This window comes from Acidithiobacillus sp. HP-2, assembly GCF_015100155.1.
In the GTDB taxonomy this organism is placed as follows: Bacteria; Pseudomonadota; Gammaproteobacteria; order Acidithiobacillales; family Acidithiobacillaceae; genus Acidithiobacillus.
On record NZ_JACKZA010000010.1, the window covers coordinates 39,576 to 57,518 of the forward strand.

General features: G+C 46.8%; 16 protein-coding genes and 4 pseudogenes. 6 read left to right on the forward strand and 14 right to left on the reverse strand.

The window, feature by feature from the left end; all coding sequences use genetic code 11:
- Positions 1-574 precede the first annotated feature (574 nt).
- From H7F11_RS09340 to H7F11_RS09375, 9 genes are all read right to left on the reverse strand, one after another.
- Positions 575-1,690 (reverse strand): cellulase family glycosylhydrolase, encoded by a 1,116-nt coding sequence (locus H7F11_RS09340; RefSeq protein ID WP_193649685.1) that lies wholly within the window; start codon positions 1,688-1,690, stop codon positions 575-577.
- On the reverse strand, positions 1,584-2,684 hold the full coding sequence (locus H7F11_RS09345; protein WP_413773195.1) for an IS630 family transposase: 1,101 nt from the start codon (positions 2,682-2,684) through the stop codon (positions 1,584-1,586). Before H7F11_RS09345 ends, H7F11_RS09340 begins: the two co-directional genes overlap by 107 nt.
- Positions 2,572-2,847 carry a helix-turn-helix domain-containing protein gene (locus H7F11_RS17255; RefSeq protein ID WP_413773193.1) on the reverse strand — a complete coding sequence of 92 codons (276 nt, stop codon included), beginning with the start codon at positions 2,845-2,847 and terminating at the stop codon, positions 2,572-2,574. The genes H7F11_RS09345 and H7F11_RS17255 overlap by 113 nt, the downstream gene beginning before the upstream one ends.
- A gap of 81 nt (positions 2,848-2,928) precedes the next feature.
- Positions 2,929-4,050: a ring-opening amidohydrolase gene (locus H7F11_RS09350; RefSeq protein ID WP_193650172.1), complete on the reverse strand. Its 1,122-nt coding sequence runs from the start codon at positions 4,048-4,050 to the stop codon at positions 2,929-2,931.
- Between the two features lies 1 nt (position 4,051).
- The gene (locus tag H7F11_RS09355; RefSeq protein WP_193650171.1) at positions 4,052-5,473 is read right to left on the reverse strand and encodes an NAD(P)-binding domain-containing protein; all 1,422 of its coding nucleotides are present in this window, start codon (positions 5,471-5,473) and stop codon (positions 4,052-4,054) included.
- A gap of 451 nt (positions 5,474-5,924) precedes the next feature.
- Positions 5,925-6,416 (reverse strand): VOC family protein, encoded by a 492-nt coding sequence (locus H7F11_RS09360; protein ID WP_193650170.1) that lies wholly within the window; start codon positions 6,414-6,416, stop codon positions 5,925-5,927.
- Between the two features lie 28 nt (positions 6,417-6,444).
- The gene (locus H7F11_RS09365; RefSeq protein WP_193650169.1) at positions 6,445-7,209 is read right to left on the reverse strand and encodes an ABC transporter permease; all 765 of its coding nucleotides are present in this window, start codon (positions 7,207-7,209) and stop codon (positions 6,445-6,447) included.
- Between the two features lie 39 nt (positions 7,210-7,248).
- Positions 7,249-7,980, reverse strand: coding sequence for an ABC transporter ATP-binding protein (locus tag H7F11_RS09370; protein ID WP_193650168.1), 732 nt, complete (start codon positions 7,978-7,980; stop codon positions 7,249-7,251).
- Positions 7,981-7,996: 16 nt separating this feature from the next.
- Complete coding sequence (locus tag H7F11_RS09375) at positions 7,997-8,989, reverse strand: ABC transporter substrate-binding protein (protein ID WP_193650167.1); 993 nt, start codon at positions 8,987-8,989, stop codon at positions 7,997-7,999.
- 251 nt (positions 8,990-9,240) lie between these two features.
- Between H7F11_RS09375 and H7F11_RS09380 the strand changes: the two are divergent.
- Positions 9,241-9,717, forward strand: a pseudogene (locus tag H7F11_RS09380) (transposase); the annotation flags it as partial.
- Positions 9,718-9,794: 77 nt separating this feature from the next.
- Positions 9,795-10,046: pseudogene (tnpA, locus tag H7F11_RS17260) on the forward strand (IS66 family insertion sequence element accessory protein TnpA); the annotation flags it as partial.
- Positions 10,047-10,083: 37 nt separating this feature from the next.
- On the opposite strand, the pseudogene H7F11_RS09390 reads toward tnpA, so the two are convergent.
- Positions 10,084-10,410: pseudogene (locus H7F11_RS09390) on the reverse strand (ISAzo13 family transposase); the annotation flags it as partial.
- Positions 10,411-11,040: 630 nt separating this feature from the next.
- Between H7F11_RS09390 and H7F11_RS09395 the strand changes: the two are divergent.
- Both H7F11_RS09395 and H7F11_RS09400 read left to right on the forward strand, forming a co-directional pair.
- The gene (locus H7F11_RS09395) at positions 11,041-11,571 is read left to right on the forward strand and encodes a GNAT family N-acetyltransferase (RefSeq protein ID WP_193651925.1); all 531 of its coding nucleotides are present in this window, start codon (positions 11,041-11,043) and stop codon (positions 11,569-11,571) included.
- Between the two features lie 722 nt (positions 11,572-12,293).
- The gene (locus H7F11_RS09400; RefSeq protein WP_227485402.1) at positions 12,294-13,526 is read left to right on the forward strand and encodes an IS256 family transposase; all 1,233 of its coding nucleotides are present in this window, start codon (positions 12,294-12,296) and stop codon (positions 13,524-13,526) included.
- Between the two features lie 34 nt (positions 13,527-13,560).
- On the opposite strand, the gene H7F11_RS09405 is transcribed toward H7F11_RS09400, so the two are convergent.
- Positions 13,561-14,646 (reverse strand): transposase, encoded by a 1,086-nt coding sequence (locus tag H7F11_RS09405; RefSeq protein WP_075323980.1) that lies wholly within the window; start codon positions 14,644-14,646, stop codon positions 13,561-13,563.
- Between the two features lie 184 nt (positions 14,647-14,830).
- Entirely contained in the window at positions 14,831-15,145 is a 315-nt protein-coding gene (locus H7F11_RS16740; RefSeq protein ID WP_227485408.1) for a hypothetical protein, read from the reverse strand.
- Here H7F11_RS16740 and H7F11_RS17265 point away from each other — a divergent pair.
- On the forward strand, positions 15,107-15,313 hold the full coding sequence (locus H7F11_RS17265; RefSeq protein WP_413773196.1) for a transposase: 207 nt from the start codon (positions 15,107-15,109) through the stop codon (positions 15,311-15,313). The genes H7F11_RS16740 and H7F11_RS17265 overlap by 39 nt on opposite strands.
- On the opposite strand, the gene H7F11_RS09415 is transcribed toward H7F11_RS17265, so the two are convergent.
- Together H7F11_RS09415 and H7F11_RS09420 are read right to left on the reverse strand one after the other, a co-directional pair.
- Positions 15,226-16,149, reverse strand: coding sequence for a LysR family transcriptional regulator (locus H7F11_RS09415; protein ID WP_075323978.1), 924 nt, complete (start codon positions 16,147-16,149; stop codon positions 15,226-15,228). The genes H7F11_RS17265 and H7F11_RS09415 overlap by 88 nt on opposite strands.
- 148 nt (positions 16,150-16,297) lie before the next feature.
- Positions 16,298-16,531, reverse strand: a pseudogene (locus tag H7F11_RS09420) (ISKra4 family transposase); the annotation flags it as partial.
- A gap of 141 nt (positions 16,532-16,672) precedes the next feature.
- Here H7F11_RS09420 and H7F11_RS09425 point away from each other — a divergent pair.
- Positions 16,673-17,905 carry an IS256 family transposase gene (locus tag H7F11_RS09425; protein WP_226832717.1) on the forward strand — a complete coding sequence of 411 codons (1,233 nt, stop codon included), beginning with the start codon at positions 16,673-16,675 and terminating at the stop codon, positions 17,903-17,905.
- Positions 17,906-17,943 lie beyond the last annotated feature (38 nt).

Consider the following 17,943-nt stretch of genomic DNA (forward strand, 5'->3'; position numbering starts at 1 on the left):
CACCATGCGGGCAGGATGGTCTGAAGCATACATCAACCCAGAGACAGCGAACCGTGCTCTGGGTTGATGCCCTTATGATTCATTGATTTTACTGAAAAGTAACGAAGCGTCTTTTAATTTCAGAAAATGCCCATGCACCGTAATAGACCATGACTCTCAAGTCATACATATATGAAAAGACCAAACCACAATGAATTTCAGGACTATATCTCGGCGGAAATCAATACCTACTTGAAAAGTCGAGCAAAAGGAGTGCCTATTTGAGCAGAGGTATAAGTAAGGCGTGCTTGTTGATTGCTTGTATGGTCTGGATATTTGCGGGCATTCCGGCCGAGGCTTACGGGAGTTATTTTCGACCTGGGCCGAAAGGAAAGGACGTCACCATTTCGAACGGCAGCCTTTCGATAACTTTGAATATTCCTTGGGACGGAGTGGTGGTTTCGGTGTCGAATCGACACGTAGCCCATGGGCTGAACATTGTCGACACCCATGATCCGGGGCGTGAATTACAGGTGGATCAGTTTTTATTTTTATCGGATGGAACGTCATCTGTTCTGCTTTTCATTGGAAATCATCACTGGACAGCTTCAGCGCGGAATGTCTTTTGTAGGATCCTCCCTGCGTCATGGGCACATCCATCAGCATTAGGATCTACAAATTGATACGTGGCCGTATTTCCGGGGTAGTTGTAGCTGTTGACAATATAACCAGGCGCTTGAACAGGGGCATCCCATCCGTAAACGGTTATCCCAATAGCATGCGCTGGGAGATATCGCTGAATAAAGTATCGGGTGATGGTCTGATTCGGATCATTCGGACAATGTTTGAGGCCCTCGTCCCATTCTGTAGCGATGACGGCGTGACCGCTGGCTGCCAGATTTCCAAACCGTGTATTCCATAAGTGGATACTGTCGGTTAGATTTCCGCGCACCACATATTGATAGGGATGCACGCTGTAGGCTGAGTTAGGCGGCATTCCATGCGGCACAGTGAAGCCGGAGAAGCCAAAATCCACACCGTCACCCATGAAAAGAAGGACATTTTCTGGAGCTTGCTGACGTAGCCATCTCCCCACCGTGAGCATGCCCTGATCGGGCTCTCTGCCACAGCCATGCGCCCAGGATTTCCAGTCAGGATGCCTGAAGGTACCGTCAGCGCATGCGCGAGTCGTTGAAGGCTCGTTAAAGACTTCCAGTATCACCTCCTTATCATGCGTCAACCGCGAATCCAGGAGTTGTTTCCAGGCTTGTTCGGTCCGGAGATCTGGCAGCTTCTGGAGTCCTCCATCCTCATAAGGCGTACAACTGTATCGCTCGGTTTGCATGCACAAGATAACAATAAGGCCGGCGCTTCGCGCCTGTTCAATCACGTTACGCACCATGTCAGTGTAGGCAGAAAGCCCATGGGTATATTCGTACTGGAGTGCTCCCTGGCTGAGGTTGAAGCGTACCGTATTGGCGTGCCAGTCCTTTACCATTGCTTGCAGGGACGCGTTATAACCGAAACCAGGCATTGCTGTTGCCGTCATGGCGGCCTGCGCTTCCTGAAGATTGGCTGCTGCGGGAGAGGCACGAAAATGGCTGCTACATAAAGAGGCAGCGTACTGCGTGGGATAGGCCAAGGAAACCGAGGTGAATCCTCGCGGTATAAATAATTGATTGGTTCCAGCCACGACTAACCGTCCGTCCACGACGGCCACTCCTGAAGTCGCAGCAGATGGAGCGGGGGTTTGCGCAGGCGTGGTATTGGCCAGAGCCTGATTGCTCACGCACGCGATACACGCAAGAACTAGCGCCGGGAGTGCAGCAGCAAGGGCGATACGCAGGGATTGTTTCATTTGAGTTCAGTTGCCTCCGACATGGGTACATATGCGAGAGTGTCGTCTCTCGTCCCCGCATTTTTGCTAAAGAGTTTTTGTACGTACTGACTGCACCTGTGCGCAGAGCAGTTTTGAAATCCCGATTCAGGTATTCGTCGGGGTTGGATTCTGGCGCGTAGGGCGGCAGAAAGGCCAGTTCAATGCGGTCTTTTTTATCTGCCAGCCAAGCCGTTACCACTTTGGCATGATGCACCCGCAGATTATCGACGACCAGATAGATTTTCTGGGGCGCGTCCTGAATCAAGGCGGTGAGAAAAGTGATGAAACGCTCCGCATCAATGCTGCCTTCGACAATCTGGAAAGCGACTTTGCCCTGCGGAGAAATCGCCGAGATCATGGAGAGCGTGGTCCATCGGGCGGGAACCGCCAATACCGGCGTTTGTCCCCGAGGCGCATACCCGCGCACCCAATGGGCATCTTCCTTGACGGCCGTCTCGTCCCCCCAATAAATCACCGCTCCCTCTTGGGCCGCTTGCGCGCGCAGGCGGGAATAATCCTGCTCCAACCACTGACGGACTGCTCCTGGATTCTGCTCCAATGCCCTTTTGACAGGGCGTTGCGGAGTGAAGCCCCAACGTTTGAGATACTTACCCACCAGACGCTCCTGTAGATCCACCCCAAAATGGTCTCGAATCAGCGCGCGTATCGCCGGTCGCGTCCAGAGCGCAAAAAGCAACTTTATTTGCTGAGGGTTACCCTTGACGATCTGATCGCGTATCCAGGCCTCGGCGGCCAGGGTCAGTTTGCGACAGGCAACTACCCGCCGACCTCGGCGCTTCTCTCCCAGCCCTTTTTCTCCTTCTATACGGCGCCCGCGCCAACCAGCCTTTAATGGTCGTAGGATGTGCGCCAGATAGCTTGGACAACTCTTTCACGCTCATCCCGGATTGCTTGCGCAGACGAACCACCAACTGGCGAAGCATCCGCCTCCCTTCCATCGTCAAGCTGCGCACGTCGATCCATTCCATGATCTATATATTATCACAGGATGGTCGGGTATTTAAGTGCCGTATTAATAGAAGGATTAGGAATAAAGCTCATAATCACCATTACTTCCGCTTTATAATAGCCGCGCAAGTACCTCCCCCAGAAGGTCCTTGATGCTCTGCACCACCAGAAACATAAAGTGTTGTTTTACCTGTTAATGCCGCCAAAACCCCGCCCACAGCCGCACGAGCGTGGCGGGTTGAAGTGACATCGGAATCAGTAAGCATAGTGTGCCGTTCACCACGTATCAAACCATCAGGACTAGCTTCTGCCTTAACAAAAATATTTACCAAGCGGTCAGAAATAACTGAATAACTCTTCAACAAATCAAGTCCAAAGTCATTGGAAAACATTTCAAGTACGCTTTTAATATCGATTGAATCATGCATGATAGTATGCGAAATAAAATATGGTGATGAAGATCCAACTAAGTTGCCAAATACAATTACAACGTTATTATCAACCTCAATGCCTGCTGAAATAGATGCACAGCCACTGTATTTATTAAAATCGGAAAGAATCGTTGAATTGTCTATTTCATTTTGCCTTGCATCACCAAGCGCAATAGCGACACCCAATGCAGAAGCAGCACGAGAGTAAGCCATCGATTTATATGTATCCTGTGTTACAGCCATTGCACCTCTAATTAATAAGTTATTTATTTTTTCATTGGTAAGTAAGGGACATTTAACCTGAACCAGATGAATATCATCAGAATTATTTAAACCAGCATCTTGCATAGCTAATTTGACAGCCTTTGCTGTCTCTAGAACTTGAGCCATAGTACCAATTTCTTCTGGAAGGAATTTTTTAGTATGAGAAATGCCTATTACAAGACCTTTTTCAGAAGATGATAAGAAGGGAATAAATGATCTAGTGAAAACTGTAAAATGTGGTGACAGTACCCCTTCTGTTCCACCAGACATAACTAAAGCAACCCGCTCTAAAACAGATTCAGGACTACAATTAAAATATGCACAAAGAAATGTGCACCAACTTTTAACAGCTAAATCACGCGCAAAATCATTTACTCCACCATTACCTTCAGTTTTTCCCATTACAGCAACTATTTCATTGGGATTCAATTCATTCTTATCGACTAACATTCGCACACCATTTAAATCAGCGGGACCGCTACAGGCTATAACATAAACTTTAACTTGCTGGCTTAATTTTTCATTCATATTATCTCTCCATAAATTCGATGCTATCAAACGATAAAAGATCATTATAAAAAGAATTAGAATCTTCTAAAAATAACTCTTTAGTTATACCATAACAAAGCCGATCAATCCCAAACTTTAAAACTGTAATACTGGAATTGCTAGCAAGGCTCATCATTGCTCCATAATTATAACAATATATACGGCGAAGAAATGGTGCAGAACCAGGTAACTTTTCGGTAAACTGAAATGAACTTGAAAGATATGGATACCTTTCAAGACCAAATTTAGTGGGATCGGTTGATTCTTTAAATTTATCACCCCATGTTGCTATTACATCATGAAAGTTTCTGAGTTCAGGTCTAGAGCTTAAATCCACAATAAAACCAGTAGCAATAATTAAATAGTCAAATTCTTTTTCCCATGCTTCTGCGGTCAATTTAATCAAGTTATTTTTATACGATACATCCTGAATATTGCAGCCTGTTTGATAATAAAAATTATTATAGGCTATACACCGATTGTAGCTGTCTTGAGTCGGCGGTTGACTTCGCTCAAAGATTAAATTCATAAACTTCCATTTTATTTCATCATCAAGATCTGAATAATGGCGTAAAAAACCAGAAAATTCCATCCATTTATTTGGGTTAACTTTAGGAATGGTTTTTCTGCGAATAAATAGTTCAACCTTACTAGCTCCATGATCTAATGCTACAGCTGCATTATCAAATGCAGATGCACCTCCGCCTATAATCGCAACCCTCTTTCCTGTTAGAGCGTTAAAATTTATTGATTCTGACGAATGAGAATAGCTATATGCTGGTAGGTTATCATGAAATATCTTGGGTGAGTACCAGGTTCCACATCCCTCTATGCCGTTTGCAAACACGACATTTCTGGCTAAAATAACATCTTTTGAATCTATTGTGTCTAAGTTAACACTTAGTATTGATTCTGAAATTGGATTAATATTTGTAACCTTTAAGCCATTTAAAACCTCAACACCAGTTGTCTTTTTAAACCATTGTAAATACTCATGCCAATCAACTTTCGGAATTTTGTCTAATTTAAACCATGATTTTACACCATGAATAGCCTCCCACCAGTATCTAAAAGAAAGACTTGGAAAACCATATTCAGGCCCGCATATATATTTAGGTGATCTCAAGGTTTTCATCCGTGCAAATTCAGTCCATGGACCTTCCCTAAATTTGGGCTCCTGATCTATAACTTTAATGTTATTGACACCTTCGCGCATCAACCTAAATGCCAAAGATATACCATTCTGTCCACCACCAATGATTAATACGTCAACAATCTTAGTACCATTAAATAATTTTTTTTTAACCCAATTACTTTTTGGATATAATAGGTACTCAAGCTCTTTTTTGACTTGTGTTTCTAACTTTTCTAATCGCATAGATCGGGATTTAAGTTTTTTCACCTTAACCTCTCAATACTTTTTAAATCTAAAGCTCAATCGCTATGGGTTTAGCCAGATGACTCATTTTACAATCTTTTAGCTTGAAAGAAAACTTAATCTCCCTTGATTATTCGGTGAAGCGTTAGACAAATTTAAACTGGAGTATCAACAATAACTGCCGGTAACTAAAGGAAAGTGTCTATGACACTGAATTGGAATTAATTTCCGATCTTCAATACTAAATAGCACAGATGGAGATTTCCTTTGTTAACAAAACTCATTTTTGATCCAGAAGCTGGGATATTATAAAATGATTTATCACCTGAAATGCATCGTGCAGAACAAGCAAGTAAAACCGAAGCGGTAATTTAGGTTTCGATTTGCTGCGGAACGTAACTTCCACAGAATCCGGTGAGCAGTAACACAGAATACTGTTCGCAGAAAGCGAAACCTGATCCGATCGTACAAAACGTTAAAAAGATTCCCCCGCAATATATTTTTTTTCAAGATAGTTTCTTTCACTTAATCTCTCCCTACTACTCAGAAATGTTAACTCCAAGAGCACACCATTGGGGTCATAACAAAATACTTGGTATAAATCCGTATTAGGAACTCTGAATTCGCGCCAATCAATATGATTACTTGTCAATCTGGATAATAGCTCTGTGAAACCTTCACACATAATCGATACATGGTCTATAGAACCTGTGTCTGTAAATGGATTGCCATTACTAGCAAGACCTTGTCTTCCACCATAAAGATGAATAATTGGATTTTTTTCATGATTAGCTAACCAAGCACCCGGATATCCGAATGGAGGTCTTTCAATGGGAATCAAACCTAAAACTACACAATAAAATTTAATTGTTTTACTTAGGTTTGAGCACTTAATGGCTATGTGAGATATATTCTTTAAGTTAAATACATTTTTCGCATCGGTAGTAGGTAGCTCTTTATCAATCATTGTCATGCCTATCGGGTAAAAAATCTTTTCATCTTTCTGACAAGTAATATCTATCTAAATGCACTAGAGCTGCAACACTATTAACTAATACATAAAAAATCAAACCAATTACAGCTGAAAACAAAATGGCGGCAAATAAAAGGGGTGTATTCATCTCATAAGATGCTTGTATAATTACGTATCCCAGACCAGCATCTGCTGTTACCAATTCGCCAACTATGGCGCCAACAACTGATAATGCCACTCCAAACTTTAAGGCTGACATTATTCCCGGAAGAGCAAGTGGCAGTGTCACAGAGAAAAAAGTTCTAATTTTACCAATGCCAAAAACTTTAAAAAGATCTATTCTTCCTCCATCTTCTACTGAAAAAGATTGTGCTATTGTTATTGTCATTGGAACAAGCGTAACTGCAAACGATGAACATATTCTAGATTCTATACCTTCTCCAAACCAAAGGACAAACAATGGAGCTATTGCAACAATTGGAGTTGTTTGCACTACTATTAAATAGGGCATTATCATTTTGTGTATAACAGTCACTCTTCCAACAAGCGGTGCAATTACCATGCTTGCAATAAAAGCAAAGACCAAACCAAAAAAACTTTCCTTAAACGTCATCATAAAAGCTGGCATCAAAATAGTATAATTGTTATTTATTGCATTAATTATTTGTATAGGTGTAGGAATGACATAACTCTTTATTCCCATAATGGTAATGCCTACCTGCCACGCACAAGCGAACAGTACACCAAAAATTAATGAAGGATAGATTTTTCTTAAATTTCTTGTCATTTCTATAATTTTTCCCAATCATTCAAACGCATGATATAATTAGTTTGCCATACCCGCTTTTTTAATTGCATTTGTAACCTCCAGTTTGGTTTTAAAATATTCAGAAACATGTTTGTTTTGTGCATCTAGCTCGAACTTCTGCAAAATACTTCTACCATCTTTTTTTGCTAAAATTATTATCTCTGAAGAAACTTTAATTGCTTCTTCAATAGAGTGTGTGTTTAATATAATCGTCAATTTTTTATCTTTAGCTAAAGTTGCAACTAAATCGGTTAAGGTTTCTCTAAGGTGATTATCTAGTGCTGAAAATGGTTCATCCATTAAAATAATTTCGGGATTGGCAGCTAAAGCTCTTGCAATTGCAACTCGTTGTTGCATTCCTCCTGATAGCTCTTTAGGGAATTTCATCTCTGCGCCCGATAAACCAACTGCTTTAATTTTCTCATTTGCTTCATGCATCCTTGTCTCCATATTTATTTTAGAGGCCTGAGAGCCAACAAGGACATTTCTTAATACATTCCTCCATGGCAGCAATGTTGGATTCTGTGGTACAAATGAAGTTTTTAACGTTATTTCTTTTCCCTTTTTAACCTCCTTATATATGTATCCTTGTGTAATATTTTCTAATCCTGCAAGTGTTCTTAGTAAGGTTGTTTTACCAACACCGCTTGGTCCCATTATACTGATAAATTCTCCCCTTTTTATATCAAACGAAATGTCTGTAAGAACTTTCTCATCGCCATATTCAACATATATGCCATCAATTTTCATAAGGTAGTTATCCATTTCACTTATTGCACCTAAGAAAATCGTTAGTATAAAAGATGTTAGGGGATGGAATCTTTGATTCTTTCCATCCTCCAAATTTTATCATTGCATTTTCCATGCTATACACCCTTTTATTTGACATCCTTCCAAAGCAATCTTGTCCTGCCATTTTTGATGTAAATAATGGTATAACAGCGCTAGCTTCCTGTTCTAATTGCTTACGCGTTTTTTGAGGATTATCTTTTAATATTATATTTATAGTCTTTTGAGGGTGTTTTATTGAAAACAACCAACCTTTTTGTGAAGCTTCTACAAACTTCTTCACTGTGTTGGGATGATTTTTTATATAGCTAGAAGTGCTGAATAAGGTATCACCATACCAATTAGGTGCATACTTAGCAAGCTTAAACTCTCTTACAGGTACTCCTGCATCCATTGATTCAAATGGTTCATTTCCAACATAACCATTCCATATCGGAATTCTACCAGAAAGAAATGGTGCTAAACTTAAAGTTTTTCTAACCGTCCTAACCTCATCAGGTTTTACTCCATTTTTCTCTAATATATATGGTAAAAGGAGTTGTGACATACCACCAATATTTATCCCGATTGTTTTTCCTTTGAAATCCTCTATTGATTTAATACTTGAATTTTTTTTCACCATAAACTCTTCATATGGTTTTTGGAAATCAGTCATCAGCATTTTCAACTTTAAACCGTGTTCATAAGCATAAAATATTGGTTCTGGGGTTTGAATGCCAAACTGAGCCGCTCCGTCAGCAACCTCCTGTACAGTATTAATATCGGGCCCACCTGAAATAATTTTTACATTCAAACCCATTTTTTTGTAATAACCGTTTGCTTTTGCGACTAAATATCCTGCAAATTGATACTGTGGAACCCATTTTAGATACAAAGAAATATTTGTATCGCCAGCATTTGCGTTCGAACTCATGAATCCAACCAGTGAGATTCCAATAAAAGCATTTCTTAACATCATTTTTCTGTTCATATCAATAACTCCAATTTAAATATTTGACCATTGTCATCATCTGCGATATGTATTCACTCTAAGCACTATTTTTTTCTAAAAACATTATCAGCTTGGTAGACCGTCTTTACAATTGCCTTTTTCGCAGATATATAAGGATAAAAATGCAACACCACTTTTCTTGTCGCCCAACAGAGTAGGACACCTCAAAAAACTTAATATCATTTGTATATGATATAATATAACTAATTGAAATAAATGAGATATGGCTGATGAAGTCCAGAAAGACCGCGATCAAAATAGATCTGTTTGCCGCAGACCTGCACCATCAGAAACTGGATCAGTTGGGAGATCCGCTTCTACTCATTGGCGCCGGTATCGACTTTACGGCACTGGCAGCACAGGTGGATGGATGCAGCGCCTCGACCGGTTAGTCCCCAGGGTGGCCCGCCCGCCTTATCCCACTGAAGTCATGGTGCGAATTCTGGCCTTGAAACGCCTGTATAATTTTTCGGATGAACAGATGGCATTCCAGCTTGTGGATCGCCACAGCTATCAACGCTTCTGCGGCCTACTGGATGCCCGCGCGCCTGACTGACCGCACGACCATCTGGCATTTTGAGAACCGCATCGGAGTAGGCGGTGCTGAAGCCCTGTTTGCAGCGGTGGAGCAACAAATTCTACAGCACGGTTATCTGGCGCGAAGGGGTATGATCATTGATGCCACCCTGGTTCCTGCACTCAAGCGTAAGCGTCTAAGCAACCCACCTTTCCAAATTTTCTGGACTGAGCAATCGTGATCTGCATTCAGCACGGAGGGATGGGGATGAAGAAAGCAGAGAAAGTCGCTTATTGGCGGCAACAAGTGGATGCCTTTCAGGCGAGCGGCCTTACGGTTAAGCATTATTGTGCGCAGACGGGGATCGCCGTTGCCACGCTGCATTACTGGCGCAAACGCTTTGCTGATTCTGAGAGTACGCCGTTGCTGGCCGCCGTGCCTGAAGGGTTTTTGCCGGTAACTCTGGCTGCACCGGTCAGGACGCCTGCTTCACCGGTAGAAATCTACCTGTTATCCGGTCGCAGCCTGAAGCTTGCAGCATCGGTAGATMCTGCGGCAGCGGTGACTGGGGATCACCGCGTGCCGCAGGATCTACCAAACCCTCCAAGGCCACCAGCAAGTCCGGATCGCGATCCACCAGCCTTTTTCTCCCGCCACCCGATCGACGAACTCTGCCTTGCGGGAGCCTGTTCTCCGGATCCTTGAGCTCTTTGAGACCCGCCATGATGGACCCCCGCGCGACTCCGGTAGCCTCACTCACCCGCTTGACACCGCCATGACCCAGCACCTTCGCTTCTACTGCCGCATATAGCCGTCTCTGCCGCTCATCCAGTATCCCTTCGAGCGCTTGGTGTCGAGCGGCTATCAGTGCGTCTGCTTCCATGCCGCAAGACTATACCCGCTATATAGTGAGTACAAGTTATTTATTTATGAATACTTAGTATTGGAAAAGGACGTCAGCAACACGATGGATATCATTGGGATCATGCAAAGGGTTCAAGCGGCAATGCGCATTTCGGAGAGACTTAAAATACAAACCGCGTTAGGATATAGTGAAGCGGAGTGAATTATCATTCTGTTTGTTAAGACTATCGGAGAAAACTGTGAAACCGTCTGCGAAAGCGAGTACCAAGGGCCCTGATGTTGAAGTTTCAGCTCGGGGCATAAGGCGTGTTAATGCGTTATACGCAAAAACCGAGCTTCGGGCTGAGGTCTATGCTGATAAAGCTCGCATGATACGAAAGAGAATTCATAAAACACCGCTTACGGTTTCGAATCCCAATAAACAGGGTATACTCAGAGATATTGAGTGTCTTCCTGATGTTCAGCCATTGCATTTCAGTGTTCAAAGCGCAGTTTTGTCTCTACTAAATAACGCTCAGGAAGTAGCACCCAAATATACATTGCGTGATTGTGCGGCTGTTTTGGATTCTTTAGACGCGGAGCCAAGTTCCCTGTCCGAGTTGGAATCCATGGTGGCTCGTTATCGAGAAGTTGTTCTGAGTGACGCTTAGTGCATTTTGCCTTTGCCCCATTGTGTAGAAAGCAACCTCGTGACAACTTCCAGTGTGGTGAAGCAGAGCTTGAACGTTGGATTAAAGAGAAAGCTCTTCAACAGCAGAAAAAAGGACTTTCAAGAACGTTTGCTTTGCTTGATGATGAACATCCAGAAGTTATGGTCGGCTTCTATAGCCTTTCTGCCGATTCACTATCACCAAGCGTATTCCCTGACCAGTTTTCGCATCAATACCCTAGTCAATATCCCATCCCAGCGATTCGTTTAGTACGTTTAGCAAGACATAATGAATATAAAGGCAAGAGAATTGGTGGACTATTGCTTATTGACGCCCTAAAATGTTCGGTGGATTCTTCGAAAAAAATAGGTGTGGCAGTAATTGTGGTAGATGCTAAAACTGTCACTGCAAAAAATTTCTATCAAAGATATGGGTTCAGGATATTCCCCGACAATTCTATGATGCTTTGGATGCGTATAAAAGATGCTGAATTAACATTAGCACCGATCACAGAAACACCAGCACTCTGATTGGGTTAAAATGATGACGGACCACTACCGTTTGGGCTGTATGGGACTCGCTGCCGGGGTCCATTAAACCTTGATCCAAGACTGGGCCTTCTGCTCCGGTTGCTTTTACCCATTACCTCCGTAAACGACAGGTTTTACTGGTCAGGCAGCCAGTTCCTCCCTGAAATGGGGGGCGCTTACTCGTGAGTTAGAGCAACTGTTTGATGTCTGTCATTCCAGTATCTATTGGGCGAAATCAGATGAAGCCCGCTGCTGCGCATTGGCGATACGGGCGCGACTTGCGCACTCTCGGTCAGGACAGGAGCTGATGACCCCCGTTACAGTAGGCTTCGTATTGAGGAGACAGACTAGTGACAGAACGCAGAGCCAAGGTCTATGCAGCTCGTTTTGAACGGCTGCTCGATTACATTGACCGGAACCTCGACCAGACGCTATCGGTAGATGTGTTGAGCCGTTACGCTAATTTCTCTCGCTTTCACTTCCAACGGCAATTCTCCCATTTTGTTGGGTTGAGCGTATACCGCATATGTGCAGATGCTTCGCTTGCGCCGGGCCTCATACCAACTGGCGTTTGATCCCCATCGAGCTATGCTCGAAAGTGGTGTACGGGCGCGTTACAACTGGCTTGAATGAGGTGGCGTACTGTTGCTACAAAGGGTTTCCGACTCAAAGAGCAACATAAGGAGTACGCCGTGGAAAAGAATACCGTAATAGCAGGTGGGATGGGAGAGTTGGGTCTGGGCATTGAAGGGATACTTCGACGCGCGGCACGCTCTCTGATTGAGCAGGCCATAGAGGCAGAGGTGGCGGTATTGCTGGAAGAATTTGCGACGGTGCGGATGGTTGATGGGCGTCAGGCGGTCGTGCGTAATGGGCATCTGCCGGAGCGCGAGATCATGACCGCTCTGGGTCCGGTACCCGTCAAAGTACCCAAGGTGCGGGACCGCTCAGGATCGGGGATCAAATTCAATTCGGTACTGGCGCCTCCGTATGTACGCAAATCACGAACGGTAGCCGCTACAGTACCTTGGCTCTATCTGCATGGGGTGTCTTCCGGCCACATGCAGGAAGCCCTTTCCATTTTGCTGGGTGATGAGGCCAAGGGACTTTCACCTGCGGTGTTGGGACGTCTCAAGGCGGAGTGGGCGCAAGAGTATGCCGATTGGCAACACCGCTCCCTACAGGGAAAGCGCTATGCTTACTGGTGGGTAGACGGTATTTATACGAACCTCCGTGCGGAGGAGGATCCGCGTATCTGCCTGCTGGTGATTATCGGCGTGACGGCAGAGGGCAAGAAAGAGCTGGTCAGTGTCAGTGACGGCCTGCGCGAATCCAAAGCTTCCTGGCTGGAGATCCTGCGTGACCTGCAGGCGCGCGGTCTGGAGACGGCCCCTTTGCTCGCCATTGGGGATGGTGCCATGGGGTTTTGGGCCGCACTGGATGAAGCCTATCCCGAAACTGGTCAGCAACGCTGCTGGGTGCATAAGACCGCCAACATTCTCAACGAACTTCCCAAAGCCCAACAGAGCAAAGCCAAGGCAGCGTTGCAGGAAATCTGGATGGCCGCCAATCGCCAGGCTGCGGAAAAAGCACTGGACGTGTTTGTGCGCAATTACCAGGCAAAGTATCCCAAGGCTGTGGCTAAACTGGAAAAAGATCGGGCTGAATTGCTCGCCTTCTATGATTTTCCGGCCGAACACTGGCGGCATATCCGGACCACCAATGCCATTGAGTCCACCTTCGCTACGGTACGCCACCGGACTACCCGGACGAAGAACTGTGTATCACGCAGCAGCTTTCTGGGATTGGGTTTCAAGATGCTGCAGCAGGCTGAAAAACGCTGGATTGGAATTTATGCTCCAGAGAAAGTCCTGCAGCTTTTTGCAGGGGTGAAATTTATCGATGGCATACCGGCTAACCTCACCCTGCTGGATGATCAACAGACCGCCGCCTGATCTATGTCAGAAAATGCTCATACACCAGATTTGACTATAGCTCGGCAATGCAACGAATTTGCATCCAGCGTTCGAGAACCGCGCGCCTTTGCTGCCAGAGGTTATTGATGCCCCACCAGCGTTTCAGATTATGGAAGAGGGGTTCGATCTGCCAACGATTGCCATAGAGGGTGACGATTTCAGGGGCGGTCAGATCGGTTTCGGAAGCGAGATAAAGGCGTGTGGGCGACCATCGATGGTGTTTTGTATCGTAGATAGCGCTCCAGACTGCCCGGACGGGATGGCCGTTGAGGAAGCGTGCCTGGGCGACGATGGATTGAAGACGGACTTTCTGCCATTTCCCATAGACAAACAGGGTGAGGATCTCCGTGGGGAGTGAGGTCAGGGCTTCCGGGGTCAGTTTGTCCCCATATTTCCGGGGCCGACCCCGTTGCGCTTTGGCGGGTTTGGGCGGGGGCTGCCGATACAGTGCGGTATCCTGGCGCACCTGGCCGATGAACTGGCCGCGCTGACGCAGCAGGGGCAAGAGCAGGCGGCGGCGCATGAACCAGGCATCGGTGAGCAAACGGACGGGTACGGGGATGTGGGGTATAAAGGCCCGCAGTAATGCCCCGGCGATTTTCAGCTTGTGGGTATTACCGGTGCGGGGCACGAGGCGCAAGCGAATGGGAAAGGAAAGGGCTTTGCCGGAGCGGCTCCGCAGGGTCAACGCCAGCCCTACCCAGTTCTGGGCGAGGACATAACGGGGGCGGTTGTGCTTATGGCTGTGATCGAAGTGGATGGTCGCGCCTGGGGCCTTGGTAGAGTGTCGCAGGACCAGCGTATCGTCGATGATCAACTCGACGATCGGCAGTGGCGGCAAAACGGACAGGAGCCATCGGACTTGGGCAATGGCCAGAACCTGGGTCCGCAAGGATTCACGCTCCAGGAGTTTGTAATAAGTGGTCCAATGGCAGCGCAGCGAAATATGGCTGAGGGCACGGGTGACCCAGCCATCAGGGGAGATCAGGCACCCGCAAAGCAGTTCGAGGAAGCTGCGCCGCGAGCGGGGCGGCACGGCCGCGAGAAAGTAGGAAATCCATTCTGAAAGGCGGAGGGTAACGAGACGCTGAAAGGACATGGCAGTGATTCCGAGAAGCCTAAAACGCTTCTCATTGGCCGACCCTTTTTTCCAAAGGGTCGGCCGCACGGCACTATCACGGTGTCAAGCACTTTCGTAGCAAAAATAGAAAATAAAAACCCGGCGGAGCCGGGCTGAATGTCTAAACTAGAGTTTTGAAAAAACACCCTTTTTCTGTCAGGCACTAAGTAGTACTACCCACGCACCGGCGACGGCAAGTACGTGATATCCTGTACAGCGTCTGGATGACCTTCTGGGTATGCAGAATATGGAAAACAATCGCCTCGAAATGGCAGAGCCTGCCGCTCGCGCGTCCATTGAAGCCCTTTTGGTTACCATCCATCAGCAAATTGACGTCGTCCGCCGACAAATCCAGGATCATATGGATGATCACCCGGACCTGAAATCCCAAAAGGCGCTCCTGCTGAGTATTCCCGGCATCGGCGAGGCTACCGCAGCTATGCTGCCGGCTTTCCTCAGTCCACTCACGCGCTTTCATTCCGCCAAACAGGTCGTCGCCTATGCGGGACTCAACCCGCGTATTCGTGAGTCGGGCCAGTGGGCCAGTAAAGGGCGCCGCTATAACGACCCTGTATTCACTAACTGGAATTCGCAATATTCTGTGAAATTCTTCACCACTGCGCGGAGCTTAGTTCGCTGCAAATAAGCCACGCCGAGCGTCAAGGCACGGAGTTTTTCGGAAATTTGGGCAGTCGCGAACTCTTGGTTATCCACTGTATGGGTTGTATGCACCGGGTAATTCAGAATACTAAAGCCGAGACCATTCGCAACCATGCATCGCACCATTTCCGGCTGAGAAGATTTGAATGCGAGTGAAGGGCGTAGCTCATGGCCTTCGAACAACGAGGCAAAATACTCACGACTATACGGCAAATCGAGCATCACGTAGGGTATGCGGGCTAGCTCGGCCAAAGAGATGCTTTTCCGTGACCCAAGTTGGTAGTCGCGCGGAAGTATTGCGTAAGGGGGCAAAGTCAACAATGGGCGGAATTCGATATCGTTGGTCAGGTCGAGATCGTATGTAAGTGCTACGTCGAGCAGCCCGTTCTTTAGCCCCTCCAACAACTCCTTCTGATGTTCTTCATACGTGTTGAAAGTGACGCCAGGATGTCTGGCGACAAAACCCCTGATTAGCGATGGAAGAAGCAAGGGGGCAATAGATGTCATGCACCCAAGTGAGATGGTACCTGTGGTTCCTAGATCAAAATCTTTTGCTGCCAAATGTAACTCCTCGGCTTGTTTGATCAGGACACGTGCTTTGACTAGTATGAACTGTCCAGCCTTCGTTAACGACAGACCTTGCGCGTGGTGGCGTATAAAAAGCTGTACACCAAGTGCCTCTTCAAGATCGGCTAGTGCCGATGAGATCGCCGGCTGCGAAATATTTTGTCGCTTCGCTGCAAGGGAGACCGATAGTACGTCGGCTGCGGTCACGAAGTAACGCAACTGACGCAATGAGAAGCGAAGTGGTAGAGGATCCATCTGCAACCTCAAAGATCAGTGTTGGTTATGCAGGAGTCTAATTGAAAAGCTAAAGTTTGACATGTATGAGCCGCTCCAGCTTTGCAAGATGTCATAAATCCACCCGTGCTTATCCGGGAGAGTGAACCATTCCGGGGGCTGAAGCCACTTATGCTGCATCCTTTGGCCTCGCCTGCTCATCCGTGCTCATCCCAGGGAACCAGCAGATGAAAGTTTTTCGTAGGTCATCGTTCAGGACCTGCACTCTTGTTTGCAGCAACAAATGCGCACCGCGTTGGGTCCAGCGCATCTGCTGCTTTTTCACGATGCGTTTACTGACCACGTAGTTCACCGTGAATTCGACAAAGGACGTGGAAATTACCTCATCATGCCGGTAGCGGTCGCGAGCTATGCTCGAAAGTGGTGTACGGGCGCGTTACAACTGGCTTGAATGAGGTGGCGTACTGTTGCTACAAAGGGTTTCCGACTCAAAGAGCAACATAAGGAGTACGCCGTGGAAAAGAATACCGTAATAGCAGGTGGGATGGGAGAGTTGGGTCTGGGCATTGAAGGGATACTTCGACGCGCGGCACGCTCTCTGATTGAGCAGGCCATAGAGGCAGAGGTGGCGGTATTGCTGGAAGAATTTGCGACGGTGCGGATGGTTGATGGGCGTCAGGCGGTCGTGCGTAATGGGCATCTGCCGGAGCGCGAGATCATGACCGCTCTGGGTCCGGTACCCGTCAAAGTACCCAAGGTGCGGGACCGCTCAGGATCGGGGATCAAATTCAATTCGGTACTGGCGCCTCCGTATGTACGCAAATCACGAACGGTAGCCGCTACAGTACCTTGGCTCTATCTGCATGGGGTGTCTTCCGGCCACATGCAGGAAGCCCTTTCCATTTTGCTGGGTGATGAGGCCAAGGGACTTTCACCTGCGGTGTTGGGACGTCTCAAGGCGGAGTGGGCGCAAGAGTATGCCCATTGGCAACACCGCTCCCTACAGGGAAAGCGCTATGCTTACTGGTGGGTAGACGGTATTTATACGAACCTCCGTGCGGAGGAGGATCCGCGTATCTGCCTGCTGGTGATTATCGGCGTGACGGCAGAGGGCAAGAAAGAGCTGGTCAGTGTCAGTGACGGCCTGCGCGAATCCAAAGCTTCCTGGCTGGAGATCCTGCGTGACCTGCAGGCGCGCGGTCTGGAGACGGCCCCTTTGCTCGCCATTGGGGATGGTGCCATGGGGTTTTGGGCCGCACTGGATGAAGCCTATCCCGAAACTGGTCAGCAACGCTGCTGGGTGCATAAGACCGCCAACATTCTCAACGAACTTCCCAAAGCCCAACAGAGCAAAGCCAAGGCAGCGTTGCAGGAAATCTGGATGGCCGCCAATCGCCAGGCTGCGGAAAAAGCACTGGACGTGTTTGTGCGCAATTACCAGGCAAAGTATCCCAAGGCTGTGGCTAAACTGGAAAAAGATCGGGCTGAATTGCTCGCTTTCTATGATTTTCCGGCCGAACACTGGCGGCATATCCGGACCACCAATGCCATTGAGTCCACCTTCGCTACGGTACGCCACCGGACTACCCGGACGAAGAACTGTGTATCACGCAGCAGCTTTCTGGGATTGGGTTTCAAGATGCTGCAGCAGGCTGAAAAACGCTGGATTGGGATTTATGCTCCAGAGAAAGTCCTGCAGCTTTTTGCAGGGGTGAAATTTATCGATGGCATACCGGCTAACCTCACCCTGCCGGATGATCAACAGACCGCCGCCTGATCTATGTCAGAAAATACTCATACACCAGATTTGACTAT

What these genes read in the sequence shown, in the direction of transcription:
- H7F11_RS17255 (WP_413773193.1), bottom strand. Translation starts at nt 2,847, where the DNA reads ATGGAATGGATCGACGTGCGCAGCTTGACGATGGAAGGGAGGCGGATG.
- H7F11_RS09350 (WP_193650172.1), bottom strand. Translation starts at nt 4,050, where the DNA reads ATGAATGAAAAATTAAGCCAGCAAGTTAAAGTTTATGTTATAGCCTGT.
- H7F11_RS09360 (WP_193650170.1), bottom strand. Translation starts at nt 6,416, where the DNA reads ATGATTGATAAAGAGCTACCTACTACCGATGCGAAAAATGTATTTAAC.
- H7F11_RS09365 (WP_193650169.1), bottom strand. Translation starts at nt 7,209, where the DNA reads ATGACAAGAAATTTAAGAAAAATCTATCCTTCATTAATTTTTGGTGTA.
- H7F11_RS09370 (WP_193650168.1), bottom strand. Translation starts at nt 7,980, where the DNA reads ATGAAAATTGATGGCATATATGTTGAATATGGCGATGAGAAAGTTCTT.
- H7F11_RS09375 (WP_193650167.1), bottom strand. Translation starts at nt 8,989, where the DNA reads ATGAACAGAAAAATGATGTTAAGAAATGCTTTTATTGGAATCTCACTG.
- H7F11_RS09400 (WP_227485402.1), top strand. Translation starts at nt 12,294, where the DNA reads ATGGGAGAGTTGGGTCTGGGCATTGAAGGGATACTTCGACGCGCGGCA.
- H7F11_RS09405 (WP_075323980.1), bottom strand. Translation starts at nt 14,646, where the DNA reads ATGTCCTTTCAGCGTCTCGTTACCCTCCGCCTTTCAGAATGGATTTCC.
- H7F11_RS17265 (WP_413773196.1), top strand. Translation starts at nt 15,107, where the DNA reads ATGCTGCCGGCTTTCCTCAGTCCACTCACGCGCTTTCATTCCGCCAAA.
- H7F11_RS16740 (WP_227485408.1), bottom strand. Translation starts at nt 15,145, where the DNA reads ATGAAAGCGCGTGAGTGGACTGAGGAAAGCCGGCAGCATAGCTGCGGT.
- H7F11_RS09415 (WP_075323978.1), bottom strand. Translation starts at nt 16,149, where the DNA reads ATGGATCCTCTACCACTTCGCTTCTCATTGCGTCAGTTGCGTTACTTC.
- H7F11_RS09425 (WP_226832717.1), top strand. Translation starts at nt 16,673, where the DNA reads ATGGGAGAGTTGGGTCTGGGCATTGAAGGGATACTTCGACGCGCGGCA.